Genomic DNA, 12,879 nt, shown 5'->3' on the forward strand with positions numbered 1-12,879 from the left:
CTCAACCCAGCCTCGGCGTCCAGTAAATAAACAGATAGATCGGGATCCAGGTCGCGACCACGAAATCCCAGTAGAAGACGTTGTCGCCCACATCCCCGAAACGCCGGCCGCTATAGCCATGGCGCGTGAACATCAGAACCGTCAGCACCAGCGTGTCGCCGACATCGGTGATCAGATGTGTGGTGTGGAGGCCGAGCAGCACCCACAGCATCGAGCCATACGCATTGGTATCCCAATAAATGTTGAGGGCCGGAAATTCGAACCAGCGCACGACAAGCGGTGCGATGCCGAGCAGCGACATCACCAGCAGGCCGATGCGCACCGGCACCATGGCACAGGCTTCGGCGTAGCGGTTCAGTATGTGGTTGGGCACCACGCTGGCGAGCAGCAACAGCATGACGATGGTGCCCGGCCAATGGTTGGGCGGCGGCACGCCGAGCGGCCATTCGGGGGACAGGTAGGCAAGGTAGAGATAGGCGCCTGCGGCGAGCGCGAAACCAGTGCCCTCAAGCGCCATGAAGGCGAGGGTGCCCCACCAAGTCGGGCTGCGCGGTCCGAGCCCGAAGGTCGGGAGTTCGGAAAGATCCGCGGCCGGGCGCTGTTTCATTCCTCGTCCTCCGGATCGCCTTTCGGCCAGAACCAGCCGATCAAGGTGATGGCGATCGGCCCGGCTCCCCAGACCACCGCCCACGGGCTGAAGATCGAATAGAGAAAGGTGGCGCCCACGGCGAGGGCGGCGAATAACGGCCAGATCGATGGCGTCGCCGACTTCTCGCGCACATCGGGATGCGCCTCTGCCACGGTCGAAATAACAAGTTCGCGCACGTCGACACGAAGCCCAGTCGCCACCGGCAGCGTATCGCGTTCGGCCCACAGCGGCTCGGCATGTGTAACCACCGGAATATGGGCGAAATTGTAGTTAGGCGGCGGAGACATTGTCGCCCATTCCAGAGTGCCCGCATTCCAGGGATTGTCCCCGGCCGGCGCGCCCCTCAAGGCGCTGTGAACCAGGTTTATGGTAAACAGCACGAAGCTCAGGAACAGGACGACCGCGCCGGCTGTGATGAACAGGTTGATGTTGCCCCAGCCGAGCTCCGCCGGATAGGTGTAGACCCGGCGCGGCATGCCCCACAGCCCGACAATGTGCATCGGAAAGAACGCCGCATTGAAGCCTATGAAGGCAAGCCAGAAGTGCCAGCGTCCGAGACGCTCGTTCATTATCCGGCCGGTGATCTTGGGGAACCAGAAATAGGTCGCGCCGAGCAGCGGGAACACCGACCCGCCGATCAGCACGTAATGGAAATGCGCGACCACGAAATAGGTGTCGTGCACTTGCAGGTCCAATGGGACCGAGGCCAGCATCACGCCGGTCAGGCCGCCTGCGACGAAGGTGAAGAAGAAGCCGAACACGAACAGCAGCGGCGTCCTGACTATCGGCTTTCCGTCCCACAATGTCGCCAGCCAGCAGAAGATCTGCAGCCCATTCGGGATGGCGATCAGCATGCTCGACGCGGTGAAGAAGCTCGCGCCGAGCTTCGGCAAGCCGGTTGCGAACATGTGGTGGACCCACAGGCCGAACGACAGAAAGCCGACCGAAATCAGCGACAGAACCATGCCCAGATAGCCGAATACCGGACGCCGGGCGAAAGCGGCGATGATCGAGGACACCATGCCGGTGGCCGGCAGGAAAATGATGTAGACTTCGGGGTGGCCGAAGAACCAGAACAGGTGCTGGAAGAGCAGTACGTCGCCACCCTCGGCGGGATTGAAGATATGGGTGCCGACCAGCCGGTCGAGGATCAGGAACGTCGACGTGATCATGACCGCCGGCATGGCGAACACGATCACGAAGGAGGTGACCAGCAGCGCCCAGACGTAGAGCGGAATCTTGTCCAGCGACATGCCCGGCGCGCGTTGCTTCAGCACGGTGACGATGGTGGCAACCGCGACCGCCAACGACGACACTTCGGTATAGGTGATCATCTGCGCCCACACGTCGGAACGCTTGCCTGGCCCGAATTCAGGGCCGGACAGCGGCACATAGGAGAACCAGCCGACGTCGGGCGCCATGTCGAGTGCAAACGACACCCAGGCGAAGAGGCCACCGGAGAGATAAATCCAGAAGCTGAATGCATTGAGGCGCGGAAAGGCGATGTTGCGGGTGCCGACCATCAGCGGCACGAGGTAGATGCCAGTCGCCTGAACGATCGGCACTGCAAACAAGAACATCATGGTTACGCCATGCATGGTGAACAGCTGGTTGTAGCGGTCGGGCCCGATCAGCCCGCGCTCCGGCCCCGACAGTTGGATGCGCATGGCAACGGCGCTGAGGCCACCGAGGCACAGGAAGAAGAAGGCGGTGATCAGGTAGCGCCGCGCGACAATTTTGTGGTCGACGCTCGAGAGCGCACCGATGATGCCCGGTGCCGTCTGCCATGTCCGCGCCAGCCAGCGGTCAAGGCTGGCGTCGTCGAGGCCGGTATCGCGAGGACTGTCGTGCTCGGGAGCTAGGTCACCCTTTTGTGCTGCGGCGCGTTGCTGGGCGAGGTCACGCTCATGGGCTAGGTCGGCGCTGCTCATTTCAGGCCCTCGAGATAGGCTACGATCGCATTCAGCTCGTCCCCGTTTAGTCCCACTACGGGCATGTGGGCACCTGGCTTGATCCCTTGCGGATCGGCTATCCAGGCTGCGAGATTGCCGCGGCTCATCGCCAGCGTTCCGGCAGCGAGCGTCTGCCGGCTTGCGATATGTGTAAGGTCGGGAGCGACCGTACCGCCGGCGATGGTGCCGCCGATCTTGTGGCACATCACGCAAGGCCGTTTGAGGAATAGGTCATGGCCGGCTTTTGCCTCGCCAGAGGCAGGAGCGACCGCCGGCCGCAGCTGATCGTTCAGCCACGCGTCGAAGACGGGCCGGGGTTCGGCGACGATGAAGGTGCTCATATTGGCGTGCTGCGCGCCGCAGAACTCGGCGCACTGGCCGCGATAGACGCCGGGCTTGTCCGCCTTCAGATCGAGAACGTTCTCGTGGCCTGGAATGAGGTCCAGCTTGCCCGAGAGGTTCGGCACCCAGAAGGAATGGATGACGTCGGTCGAGGTCACGACAAGCCGCACCGGCTCCCCCGCCGGGATATGGATTTCATTGGCGGTCGTCAGGATGCGGTTCGGCTGATCGTTTTCGTAGCGCACCTCCCACCACCATTGATGCCCGGTCACCCGGATCGTCAGCGCCGCATCCGAGCCGATGGCGGCGAGCGTCCGGTTAGCGAAGTAGCTCAGCAGCGTCAGGCCGACCAGGATCAGGGCGGTAGCGGCGAGTGCGGCGACGACAATTCGCATCTTGCTGCGCTCGGCGGCAGCGTCGAGGACAAGCGGATCGCCGAGCGGCGCCGGGCGCCGGGCCAATGGCGTAATCAGCACGGCCATCACCAGAAGCCAGACCGCCGTGCACAGCGCGGTGAAGAACCAGATCAGCCATGCAAGCTCGCCCGCGGCCGGGCCTTTCGGGTCGAGCGCGGATTGCCAGCCGCTGCATCCTGCAAGGAGCAGCATGCAGGCTGTGCTGCAGCACACCCTGCAAAGAAGGCGGTTCACGGCGACTTCCCCAGCGTCGCGGCGTCCGGCAGGCGATTTTCGGATGGATGGGGCATCATGTCGTCGTCGCGGCTCGGCGCAGCGGACTTTGGCGCGTTGCCGCTCAGCGCGCGGACGAAGGCGGCAAGCTCCCAGATCTGGTCGTCAGGGATCTTGTCGCGGAAGCTCGGCATGCCGTTCGGCCGGCCGTCCCTGATCGTGGCGTGGATGCTTTCGATCGAGCTGCCATAGAGCCACTTCTGGTCCATGAGGGCCGGGCCCATGCCGCCGCCGCCATTGGCATGGCAGCCGGAACAGTTGAACCAGTTGAACAGACGCTTGCCCTCGCTGAGGTGGAAGGCGTTGGCCTCGAACACGCCGGCCTTGTTGTCGGACGAGGCCGGCCGTTGGCCGCCCGGCTCGAGGGCCGTCACAGCCGCCGGTTGGTTGCCCGAGCCGAGCACCGACTGTGGACGCGTGTCGCGTTCCTCGCGCTGGCAAGCGGCAAGGACGAGCATCGCCGACAGCAAGCATGGAAGGCCGCGGTTCATCGCACTGCCGCCCCGGCGCCGTCGAGGCGAGGCACGCCATATTCCGCCAGGATCGTATCGATCTCGGCGCGGTGTTTGGCAATAGCTGCGTCTACCTCACCGCGCAGTGCATCGTCGTCGCGGCGCACGGCCATCGAGATGTCGTAGATCATCGGCAGCAGCGGACCGTCGATACGCGGCGCAACCGGCGTAATTCGTAACGGAGCTTTTTGCCTGGCGGCGAAGTAGCCGGCCAACGGTCCCCAGACGACGGCAACATCGATGTCGCCATTCGCCACCGCCTCGATGATGCGCGCTGGCGGGTTCGGCGCGGAATAGTCGCCATAGACCGGGAAGCCGATGAGATGGCCGACGATGCCGCGGCGCCCGAGCGCCTGGACGGGTGGCGAGTTGGCGCCGTCGTCGCCGATCAGCTGGACGCCGATGTGCAGATCGCGCAGGCGAGGATCGTTGAAGGACGTGATTTCCGGCGCATCCTTTCGTGTCACGAAGACGTAGGAAGACCGGTAGTAGGGCGCGGTGGTGCGCAGCATTTCGAGATTGGCGGGTGTGCCGGGCACCAGATCGCACAGGCCGGCTTTCAGCGTGTTGCGCACAAAGCCGCGCCGCTGTGCCCACCATGTGTAGGAAACAGTCGCACCAAGCTCCTCGGCGACGAGTTCGGCAATCTTGTTTTCAAAGCCCTCCCTGGCGGCATTGGAGAACGGCATGTTGTTGGGATCGGCGCAGATTCTCAATTCGCGCGCATCGGCAAGGGGGGCAACAAGCGAGAGCGCCAGTGCACCGACCGCGGCGGCAAGCCGCCGCGGTCGCGTTCTCCGTGGCCGCGCAACTCGGCCGATCGTCTCAAGGCAGCCGGAACACATACAGCGTACCTCCCGGCGTGGTTACATCCTTCAGATCCTTCATGACGTTGACGAAGCCCAGCGCGGCGGTGGCGTCGCGCGGGTCGAGATCGCCGGATACGATCGCCCCAGCCCAGCCACCAACGCCCGAAAGGACCGCGACATATTGGTGCCCGTCTGGGCCGCGATAGGTGATCGGCTGGCCGATGATGCCGGACGACGTCTTGAACTGCCAAAGCAGCGCGCCGGTCCTGGCGCTGACCGCCTTGAACCAGCCTTCCATCGTGCCATAGAACACGACATTGCCGGCGGTGGCGACGGCGCCGCTCCACACCGGAAAGTTCTCCTTCAGGCTCCACGCCGGCTTGGCGGCGGCGACATCCCAGGCGGTGAAAGCGCCGCGATTGCCGCCCGGCCCCGGAATCATGCGCACGTTCATGCCGACATAGGGCGTCCCGGCGATGTAATTCACCTCGACGCCTTCTTCGTCCATGCACATGTTATTGTGCGGAATGTAGAGCAGGCCGGTCTTTGGCGAGAACGCCGAAGGCTGCCAGTCCTTTAGCCCGGATGCGGTGGGGCAGATGTCGCGCACGACCTTACCGGTGCCGGGTTTTTTGTCGGGATTTACAATCAGCCGGCCGGTCTTGAGGTCGACGCCCTTGCTGGAATTGACAGGCCCGAACGGCACCGCCGACAATACCTCCCCCGTCGTGCGGTCCAGCAAATAGACATAGCCGTTGCGTTCCGGTCGGACCAGGACCTTGCGGAGCTTGCCCTGCCAAGTCATGTCGAGCAGCACCTGCTCGTTGATGCCGTCGTAATCATGGAGGTCGTGCGGGGTCCATTGATAGAACCATTTGGCTGCGCCGGTGTCGGGATCGCGGGCAAAGATGCCGGCGGTCCATTTGTTGTCGCCGGGCCTCAGATCCGGATTCCACGGGCCGGGATTTCCGGTGCCGTGGAAGATAAGGTTCAGATCCGGATCATAGGAGATCCAGCCCCACACATTGCCGCCGCCGATCTTCCACGCATCGGGCGGCCATGACGTCACGCCGAGATCCTTGCCCTTGTCCATGTCGTAATGCGGCTTGAAATCGGGGCCGATCAGCACCTCGGCGTCCGGGCCGGTGTTGTAGGCCGTCCAGACGACGTGCCCGTCGCCGGCGTCAAGCGCCTTGATCCAGCCGCGCACGCCCATTTCGCCGCCGGAATTGCCGACCAGCACCTTGCCCTTGACCACCAGCGGCGCCATGGTGATGGTCTCGCCGATATTGATGTTGCCGATATGGGTGTTCCAGACCGGTTTGCCGGTGGCTGCATCAACGGCGATGGTATGGCCGTCGAGCGTGTTGAAATAGATGCGCCCGTCGAAGAAGACCGCACCGCGGTTGACCACGTCGCAACAGGCAACGCCCTGCGCCGCAGGCTCGGGATTGGGCTCGAATTTCCACTTCATCGGCGCGCCGGGCTTGGTAAGGTCAAGCGCGTAGAGGATGTTGGGAAACGGCGTCACGATGTACATCGTGTTGCCGACGACCAGGGGCGCAGCCTCCTGGCCCTTGTTGACGCCAGTGGAGAATGTGAAGGCCACCTGCAGGTTCTTGACGTTGTCCTCGGTGATTTCCGCAAGTTCGCTGTAGCGGGTCGAGGCGTAGTTCTTTGCCGGCATCGCCCACTGGCCGTCGTCGGGCGGAGCAGCCGCGGACGGCGGATTTATCGCAAAGCTTGACGTTGACTGAGCAACCGCCGTGGTAACTAGCGCGAAGCCTGCCAGCAGCGTCCATCCCAGCATCGCAGCCATTGGCCTTTCTCCCCTTTTGGCTGACACACTGGTTTTCGCTGCCACCTGTCGCACTTGCCTCATTAGCGTATCGACCCGCCGACACCGGCGCCAAGCTCTGCGGCTACGTCCGCCTCGGTTCCGGCACACAATGGATGGCCCCAGCCGGAAGCGCTCTTGCCGCCGGGATCGAGGTCGAAAATGATAGCGTCCTTGCGGTTTGGGTTGACGCCGGCCGGTACCTTGTCCAGCCCGAGTGCGGCCCGCACCCGCCAGGCGACATTGTGGTCGGCACAAGAGGAATCGCCGCTTATCCCGAGGGCCCCGACGATCCCCTTGCCGTCGTAGAGAGCCAGGCCACCGCCAAACACGACGACACCGCCGATGGGCTTTCCCAGCAATGGATCGCTGGAGCTTCCATACGTAGAAGGATCGCCCGCATAGGCTGCCGCCTGATTGACCGGATTGGTGGCCAGGAGGCCGAATAGAGGACCGCCGGGCTGCACCGGCGCGTAGAGGTTCGCGGTGGACAAAGCCATCTGCGCGAGGCTGAGCCCGTTGGCCGTATTGGCTTTTTCGGCGGCGATCAGTCGGCTGCCGGGCCACTGGGCGTCGGCGGTAGGCCCGCTGAAGGCGACGGCGCAGACAGTTCCGTCGCGAGCCACGATTGCCGCCCATTCATTGGTATCGAAGCCGCCATTGCCGGGGCCACCGCTGGCTTTGACGTTGGCCTTGAGGGCGGCCAGCAATTTGTCATGGTCGGCCGGGCAAGGTGCTTGAGCCCAAGCCTTTTGCTGGACGGCGCCGATTGTAAGCAGGAACAGACATAATGCTACTGAGACAATCCGATGGCGATCCATTAGCTGCGCCGTCTTTGTTGAACACTCCCAACGCGCGAGAGGCGCAGAAGTGCCAAATGGAATGAAATAAATGTCGGATTCCGTCGGCCAAACTCGGCGGCCGGCGCTCGGGATAGTTGATCCTGGCGTTCTCATTCAACCGCAAATTGGAGTTATTCCCGCGGTGGTCCGGGCTCGGCCGGAACGGAGGGCGCTGTTCGCAGTTGTGTCGGATGCTGTCTGCAGTCGAGCAACTGGCTCAATCGGTGAAAGAGCGACGAGCGATCTTGTTCGTTGGAGCCGGAGTGTCGATGAGCGTCGGCTTGCCGTCCTGGCAAAAGCTCATCGAGCACATGCAAAACGAGCTCGGCCTCGACGAGGACATGATCGGCGCACCGGAGGCCAACTATCAGGCCCTTGCCGAATATTACCGGCTGAAGCAGGGGAGCCTCGGCCCTTTGCGCAGCTGGATGGATCGCGAATGGAGCGTATCGCGGGAAAAAGTGCGGGGCTCGGCGATCCACAAGCTTATCGTGTCGCTCGATTTTCCGATCATCTACACCACCAATTATGATCGCAACCTCGAGGTTGCCTTCGAGATCCATGGCCGGCCCTTTGTGAAAGTGGCCAATGCAAAGGACTTGCCCAAGACAACAGGCGAGGTCACCCAGATCATCAAATTCCACGGCGATTTCGACGACGACAAATCCCTAGTCCTGGCGGAGACCGACTATTTCGACCGGCTTTCGTTCGATTCGGCGCTCGACGTGAAGTTTCGCGCCGACGCGCTCGGGCGTACCATCCTGTTCATCGGCTACAGCATGTCCGATATGAACATCCGTCTGCTGCTGCACAGGCTTTGGCAGACCTGGCGCCGGTCCGGTTATGAGAAGAATCGGCCAAAATCCTTCATCTTCATGCCGCAGCCAAGCATCGTCCAGGAGGCCGTCCTCGGACGCTGGGGCATCGATATGCTGACCGAGGATGCCGACGATCCAGAGGACGCGCTGCTCGCATTCCTGAACGAACTCAAGGACAAGGTCGGCCGGCCCGACGGCGCCTGAAAACCAGCGGAAGCGACGAAGCCGTGGGGAACCGGCTGGCCCGATGTGAGTTGGGAAGGCTAAGTTATACCGGATCCAGCGTGTATGAGTGGACGCAAACACAAGCGAAGAGTGCAAGCCAAAGATTGCCTCTCGACCGAGCAGGTCTATGAGATCAATTTCTTTGCCCGCAGGTGTGGCCTGACCAGGGACGAAGCGCTCAAGATGATGCGAGATGCCGGCCGGTTGAAGGGTGGCGGGAAGCCGTCTTACGAAACCGGGTCGAAGTAGCGGCATGGATCTCGCGTCGTGGGCGGCTTTTGGCGGGACGGTCATCCTGATGCAGATGCCGCCAGGGCCTGACAGTCTGCTGGTGATGGCGCGTGGCGTCGGACAGGGCCGGGACGTTGCCCTGTTCACCGTTCTGGGCATGACCCTCGGCGCCGGAATGGTCCAGTTGCCGCTCCTTGCCCTCGGCATATCGTCACTGCTCCAGGCATCGCCCCTTGCCTTTGCGATGCTTCGCTGGGCGGGCGCAGCCTATCTGGTTTGGCTTGGATCGCGTATGGTATTATTACGGTCGGATAGCGTCGCCGTCGACGAGCCGCGCAATGTCGGACCGCTTGCGGCCGCGCGTGAAGGAATGATCGCCAATCTGATAAATCCCTGGCCGATAACCTTTATGGTGGCATTCCTTCCGCAGTTCGTCGATCCTGCTCGCGGATCGGTCACGCTGCAATTGCTGCTGCTCGGTGGCACACAGAAAATGACCGGTGTGCTGGTGCTAGGCACATATGCGCTCGCGTCCGGCACCTTCGGGGCCTGGATTATGAAACGACCGAAGGTAAGGCTCTGGCAGCGCCGCGTGGCAGGCTGCCTCGTTGTCGGCCTCGGTGTCCGCATGGCACTCGGTGGTGGCGCACACCGCTGAGGATCGAGCGATGGCACCGGCGGCCGCCCTATGGAACATCCATCGACAATTTTCGTTGACATGCTCCACAAGGCGAGAGGTCGAACATGTCGAAGTTCCAAGCCGCCACCCCAGAGCGTTTGCAGCAGCTCAGGCTTGAGGCAACGGCGCACTTTGCGCCCCTCATACTGCGCGAGGCGCTGGTGCGTCTCTGCCGGGCCTGCGGAAGCGATAGCCTCGAACGTTTCGAGAAGACCATGGTCGACCAAATCGAAGCATCGCGTGACGAGAAAGCCGATTTCGACACGATGAAGGAATTTGCCATCGAACAGCTCTATGGCTGGATTCGAGACGTCAAGTCGTCACCGGATATGACACAGCCGCTGGAGAACGTAGATACTCGAAGGACTCCCGGCCGCTCTGAAGAGCCGCAGACGCTGGAAGACCAGTTGCAGGCTGGTCTGGAGGATTCTTTCCCGGCGAGCGACCCGCCGTCGGTCGTCTCCACCGCGATCCCCGGCGGATCGAAGAAGCTCGTCGGAACCGACGAGGTCCTCAGGCAGCAGCGCGAGAAAAAGGCCGAGAACGCCAGCCATTCGTGATAAGCTGGCGCTGGACGGAACTGCCGGGAGGCAGCCTGCCGGCTCACTCGATGTCGGACATGAAGGCTGTCGGGGCATGCGCATCATGCGGCTCGCCCTCGACAAGAATGTTCGCCTCCCAAGCGGCGTCGACAAATGCTTGGCGGGCTTTGGCGGCCGTGATTTCACCGGTCCGGGCGCGATTCAATAAATCTGCCGCCATCAGCGACAGCGGCGCGTTGCGCGCCGGCCATTTCTCGCTTTTCAGGCAATATAATGCTTCGAAAACGGAACTGACCAATCGCGATCGCCCAGGCTTGCCGAAATAGATGCAAACAGGAGTATCGAACTCTATTCTCAGCACCGTATTCCTCCCGGTTCAAGCAAGCTGGCCGCTTCAAGTAAGCTGGGTTTCTCCAGGGTCTCGAGGGCCGTCCGATGGGCGTTTTAGCCAAACGTCGTGAGCCTTCGCAGGTGTTGTAAAGCGTGCTGGTGTTTCGGTCGTCATATCGTGCGCCAGAATGCCCGCCTTGCGGGCGAATGCTTCGAACGCCGCGCGCACCGTCTGGGTATCGACCTCGTTAGCCAGCCCGGCGCGACAGGCGTCGAACGCCGCCTTGTGCGCCGGGCCGCGGCTCGGCCATTCGTTCAAGACGTCATAGGCCTGCCAGACATTTTCGACATGGCGAGGGAAACCAAGGCCGACGAGAATTGGAACGGGGCGGCCAAACGATTTTTTTGTCATCTGTGTCTCCGCGAAAGAGCCTGTCGCATCAACGCTCGGGACGGACAGAGGCCGATGCTCTTTAACGCGGGATTGCTGCACGGGTTGCAGCGGGTTTGTTCGATCGTGCGGCGGCCGGTCGTGCCATTATTTGTTGGTCCGCATCTTCTGCCGGGGATTGATACCGCCTTGGGGCGTGGTGTCGTTCTCGACATCACCTTCGAACGTGTTGTCGCCCTGATCGAGCCGGTCGCCCTCCTTGATCGTACCCTTGGAACTGCCGATGCCGGGATCGTTGGCGAGGTCGCTATCGGCCGGCGTTTTGCCTTTAACGTGCTTGCTTCCTGTCATGGATTCCTCCTGTTTTTGAGGTGGCGGGCTGTCCTTGAGGTGGCGGCCAAGGCTCGCGCCAGTAGCGGCGCCCCGGATTTTCGCAGACCTCGATTCGAACTCCGCGACACCGGTGGTTGTTCCGTCAAAAATATCGCCGTCGGCTGGATCGCCCAGCCAAGCCCCTCCGGTTTCTGGAGCCAGGTGATTTTCGCCAACCGGAACGATCTTTCGCCCAATGCATTTAACTGGTCTGCGCTCACGAACTCATTCTGGACGGGAGCTGGACCATTGCCACCCACAGCCTACGCCTTCGCGACCCGCGAAACCGAAGAAGTTTCCATCGTCCACCTCATACCCGCTTTAAGGGCTTTCGCCCGCACCTTCTGCCGCACTCCCGATGATGCCGACGACCTGGTCCAGGAGACGCTGACCAAGGGACTGGCCAACATCGACAAGTTCGAAGCTGGAACGCGCATGAAGTCATGGCTGTTCACCATCATGCGCAACACCTACTACACGCGTGTCAGAGCCGCGGTGAGGGAAGCGCCAGGCCTGCTCGACTGCGCTTCGCTGCGGCCGATCTCGGAAGCGACGCAGGAATGGTCGGTACAGGGCAAGGAAGTCCACCAGGCCATCCAGAGCCTTCCCGAGCACCAGCGCGAGGTTCTGATGCTGATAGGCGTGCTGGGCGTCAGCTATGAGGAAACGGCCGAAATATGCGGTTGCGCAGTCGGAACGGTGAAAAGCCGGCTCAACAGGGCACGCGCCGGCGTGCTGGAATACCTTGGCGAAAGTTCCTCGCAAACGCTGATGGAAAGGCGCAGCTACCTGTCCGAAGGACAACTGGACTTCGAAGCCGAGAGGCGCCGCTAATATACATGTGACGTTAGTTGCTGGTTTGGCGCAATCGTCTTTCCACAAGCGCGTGCTGCAATTCGATCGCAAGTTTGGTCAGCCGGTCAGGAACCCTTTCCTGTTCGATGGCCGCAAGCAAAGAAGCGATTTCCCGGTCTATCGTCAGATCGGCACGCGTGCTGACGGAATCTTCCCTTGAGCGAGACATCGCGTTCTCTTGGCAAATGTTGGTCCCTTCACCTCACTCTGGTGGCAACAGTGCGAGTTTGCAAGAATTTGCAGGCTATTCCATGCGACCGGCTTCGGTCCTTGCACAGCTTGGTCAGCAGTTGGGCTCTCGCTGCGTTTCAATTGCTCGCCGGCTGCAAGCCACATGCCGCCGCAACGATCAGTTTTCAGGCCGCCGATCCGCTGAATGATCCTGGTACTGCTCGGACTTGACCCGATTGCCGTCGAGCCCACGCTCCTTGGTGTGCTGCTTCTTGTCTCTGTTGGACAGAACGGCGTTCTCTCCGATCTTGTCCTTGGGAAGATCGGTCATCGCGCCAGCGCCAGCGCCTTTGCCGTGACTGCCGCGGCCGATGTGCTTCTTGCTGCCGGACGCCATCTTGTCCTCCTTCATACTGTCGAGCGGCTTTTCCCGTTCGGCATCCGAACCAGCGTTGGGCCGCAATGTTCCGCCGGAAATCGTAAGCAGGAAGGCATCGCCGTCCCAGTGCCGGAACGGCTTTTCCCCGTCGACGAGGACTTGCATGCCATTTGCATTGGCGAAGTTACGAACGTCGGCGCGATCCAGCGCCGGCTGTCCGCGATAGGAATAATTCAAAAGCACAGCGATGCCCG

The 12,879-nt window shown here is 62.0% G+C and carries 16 protein-coding genes; 5 read left to right on the top strand and 11 right to left on the bottom strand.

Features of this window, described 5'->3' with window-relative positions:
• Position 1: 1 nt before the first annotated feature.
• The 7 genes from NKH05_RS00855 to NKH05_RS00885 form a co-directional block, all read right to left on the bottom strand.
• Entirely contained in the window at positions 2-607 is a 606-nt protein-coding gene (locus NKH05_RS00855) for a cytochrome c oxidase subunit 3 (protein ID WP_352482830.1), read from the bottom strand.
• On the bottom strand, positions 604-2,580 hold the full coding sequence (gene ctaD, locus NKH05_RS00860) for a cytochrome c oxidase subunit I (RefSeq protein WP_352845786.1): 1,977 nt from the start codon (positions 2,578-2,580) through the stop codon (positions 604-606). The genes NKH05_RS00855 and ctaD overlap by 4 nt, the downstream gene beginning before the upstream one ends.
• Positions 2,577-3,551: a cytochrome c oxidase subunit II gene (gene coxB, locus NKH05_RS00865; RefSeq protein ID WP_352482828.1), complete on the bottom strand. Its 975-nt coding sequence runs from the start codon at positions 3,549-3,551 to the stop codon at positions 2,577-2,579. The genes ctaD and coxB overlap by 4 nt, the downstream gene beginning before the upstream one ends.
• A 38-nt stretch (positions 3,552-3,589) precedes the next feature.
• Complete coding sequence (locus NKH05_RS00870; RefSeq protein ID WP_352638931.1) at positions 3,590-4,123, bottom strand: c-type cytochrome; 534 nt, start codon at positions 4,121-4,123, stop codon at positions 3,590-3,592.
• A complete protein-coding gene (locus NKH05_RS00875; protein WP_352482827.1) occupies positions 4,120-4,989 on the bottom strand; it encodes a substrate-binding domain-containing protein in 870 nt (289 codons plus the stop codon). Before NKH05_RS00875 ends, NKH05_RS00870 begins: the two co-directional genes overlap by 4 nt.
• Positions 4,970-6,772: a methanol/ethanol family PQQ-dependent dehydrogenase gene (locus NKH05_RS00880; RefSeq protein WP_353024881.1), complete on the bottom strand. Its 1,803-nt coding sequence runs from the start codon at positions 6,770-6,772 to the stop codon at positions 4,970-4,972. The genes NKH05_RS00875 and NKH05_RS00880 overlap by 20 nt, the downstream gene beginning before the upstream one ends.
• A gap of 62 nt (positions 6,773-6,834) precedes the next feature.
• On the bottom strand, positions 6,835-7,611 hold the full coding sequence (locus NKH05_RS00885; protein WP_023716604.1) for a heme-binding protein: 777 nt from the start codon (positions 7,609-7,611) through the stop codon (positions 6,835-6,837).
• A 212-nt stretch (positions 7,612-7,823) separates the two neighbouring features.
• Between NKH05_RS00885 and NKH05_RS00890 the strand changes: the two genes are divergently transcribed.
• The 4 genes from NKH05_RS00890 (at position 7,824) to NKH05_RS00905 (ending at position 10,145) form a co-directional block, all read left to right on the top strand.
• Positions 7,824-8,654, top strand: a complete 831-nt coding sequence (locus tag NKH05_RS00890) for an SIR2 family NAD-dependent protein deacylase (RefSeq protein WP_023716605.1) — start codon at positions 7,824-7,826, stop codon at positions 8,652-8,654.
• A 111-nt stretch (positions 8,655-8,765) separates the two neighbouring features.
• Positions 8,766-8,924 (top strand): hypothetical protein, encoded by a 159-nt coding sequence (locus NKH05_RS00895; protein ID WP_352810369.1) that lies wholly within the window; start codon positions 8,766-8,768, stop codon positions 8,922-8,924.
• A 4-nt stretch (positions 8,925-8,928) separates the two neighbouring features.
• Positions 8,929-9,564 (top strand): LysE family translocator, encoded by a 636-nt coding sequence (locus tag NKH05_RS00900; RefSeq protein WP_352845789.1) that lies wholly within the window; start codon positions 8,929-8,931, stop codon positions 9,562-9,564.
• An 86-nt stretch (positions 9,565-9,650) separates the two neighbouring features.
• Entirely contained in the window at positions 9,651-10,145 is a 495-nt protein-coding gene (locus NKH05_RS00905; RefSeq protein WP_023716608.1) for a hypothetical protein, read from the top strand.
• Between the two features lie 43 nt (positions 10,146-10,188).
• On the opposite strand, the gene NKH05_RS00910 is transcribed toward NKH05_RS00905, so the two are convergent.
• The 3 genes from NKH05_RS00910 to NKH05_RS00920 form a co-directional block, all read right to left on the bottom strand.
• Complete coding sequence (locus tag NKH05_RS00910) at positions 10,189-10,488, bottom strand: DUF982 domain-containing protein (RefSeq protein ID WP_084642356.1); 300 nt, start codon at positions 10,486-10,488, stop codon at positions 10,189-10,191.
• Between the two features lie 33 nt (positions 10,489-10,521).
• Positions 10,522-10,869, bottom strand: coding sequence for a DUF982 domain-containing protein (locus NKH05_RS00915; RefSeq protein WP_353024883.1), 348 nt, complete (start codon positions 10,867-10,869; stop codon positions 10,522-10,524).
• Between the two features lie 126 nt (positions 10,870-10,995).
• Positions 10,996-11,199 carry a hypothetical protein gene (locus tag NKH05_RS00920; protein WP_352845795.1) on the bottom strand — a complete coding sequence of 68 codons (204 nt, stop codon included), beginning with the start codon at positions 11,197-11,199 and terminating at the stop codon, positions 10,996-10,998.
• A gap of 270 nt (positions 11,200-11,469) precedes the next feature.
• Between NKH05_RS00920 and NKH05_RS00925 the strand changes: the two genes are divergently transcribed.
• Positions 11,470-12,054, top strand: coding sequence for a sigma-70 family RNA polymerase sigma factor (locus tag NKH05_RS00925; RefSeq protein WP_036244131.1), 585 nt, complete (start codon positions 11,470-11,472; stop codon positions 12,052-12,054).
• Positions 12,055-12,424: 370 nt separating this feature from the next.
• Here the strand turns inward: NKH05_RS00925 and NKH05_RS00930 are convergent, their stop codons facing one another.
• A complete protein-coding gene (locus tag NKH05_RS00930; RefSeq protein ID WP_023717099.1) occupies positions 12,425-12,643 on the bottom strand; it encodes a hypothetical protein in 219 nt (72 codons plus the stop codon).
• Between the last annotated feature and the right edge of the window lie 236 nt (positions 12,644-12,879).

The sequence above is a fragment of the Mesorhizobium sp. M1399 genome (genome assembly GCF_040317735.1).
In the GTDB taxonomy this organism is placed as follows: domain Bacteria; phylum Pseudomonadota; class Alphaproteobacteria; order Rhizobiales; family Rhizobiaceae; genus Mesorhizobium.

What these genes read in the sequence shown, in the direction of transcription:
- NKH05_RS00855 (WP_352482830.1), bottom strand. Translation starts at nt 607, where the DNA reads ATGAAACAGCGCCCGGCCGCGGATCTTTCCGAACTCCCGACCTTCGGG.
- ctaD (WP_352845786.1), bottom strand. Translation starts at nt 2,580, where the DNA reads ATGAGCAGCGCCGACCTAGCCCATGAGCGTGACCTCGCCCAGCAACGC.
- coxB (WP_352482828.1), bottom strand. Translation starts at nt 3,551, where the DNA reads ATGCTGCTCCTTGCAGGATGCAGCGGCTGGCAATCCGCGCTCGACCCG.
- NKH05_RS00870 (WP_352638931.1), bottom strand. Translation starts at nt 4,123, where the DNA reads ATGAACCGCGGCCTTCCATGCTTGCTGTCGGCGATGCTCGTCCTTGCC.
- NKH05_RS00875 (WP_352482827.1), bottom strand. Translation starts at nt 4,989, where the DNA reads ATGTGTTCCGGCTGCCTTGAGACGATCGGCCGAGTTGCGCGGCCACGG.
- NKH05_RS00880 (WP_353024881.1), bottom strand. Translation starts at nt 6,772, where the DNA reads ATGGCTGCGATGCTGGGATGGACGCTGCTGGCAGGCTTCGCGCTAGTT.
- NKH05_RS00885 (WP_023716604.1), bottom strand. Translation starts at nt 7,611, where the DNA reads ATGGATCGCCATCGGATTGTCTCAGTAGCATTATGTCTGTTCCTGCTT.
- NKH05_RS00890 (WP_023716605.1), top strand. Translation starts at nt 7,824, where the DNA reads ATGCTGTCTGCAGTCGAGCAACTGGCTCAATCGGTGAAAGAGCGACGA.
- NKH05_RS00900 (WP_352845789.1), top strand. Translation starts at nt 8,929, where the DNA reads ATGGATCTCGCGTCGTGGGCGGCTTTTGGCGGGACGGTCATCCTGATG.
- NKH05_RS00905 (WP_023716608.1), top strand. Translation starts at nt 9,651, where the DNA reads ATGTCGAAGTTCCAAGCCGCCACCCCAGAGCGTTTGCAGCAGCTCAGG.
- NKH05_RS00915 (WP_353024883.1), bottom strand. Translation starts at nt 10,869, where the DNA reads ATGACAAAAAAATCGTTTGGCCGCCCCGTTCCAATTCTCGTCGGCCTT.
- NKH05_RS00920 (WP_352845795.1), bottom strand. Translation starts at nt 11,199, where the DNA reads ATGACAGGAAGCAAGCACGTTAAAGGCAAAACGCCGGCCGATAGCGAC.
- NKH05_RS00930 (WP_023717099.1), bottom strand. Translation starts at nt 12,643, where the DNA reads ATGGCGTCCGGCAGCAAGAAGCACATCGGCCGCGGCAGTCACGGCAAA.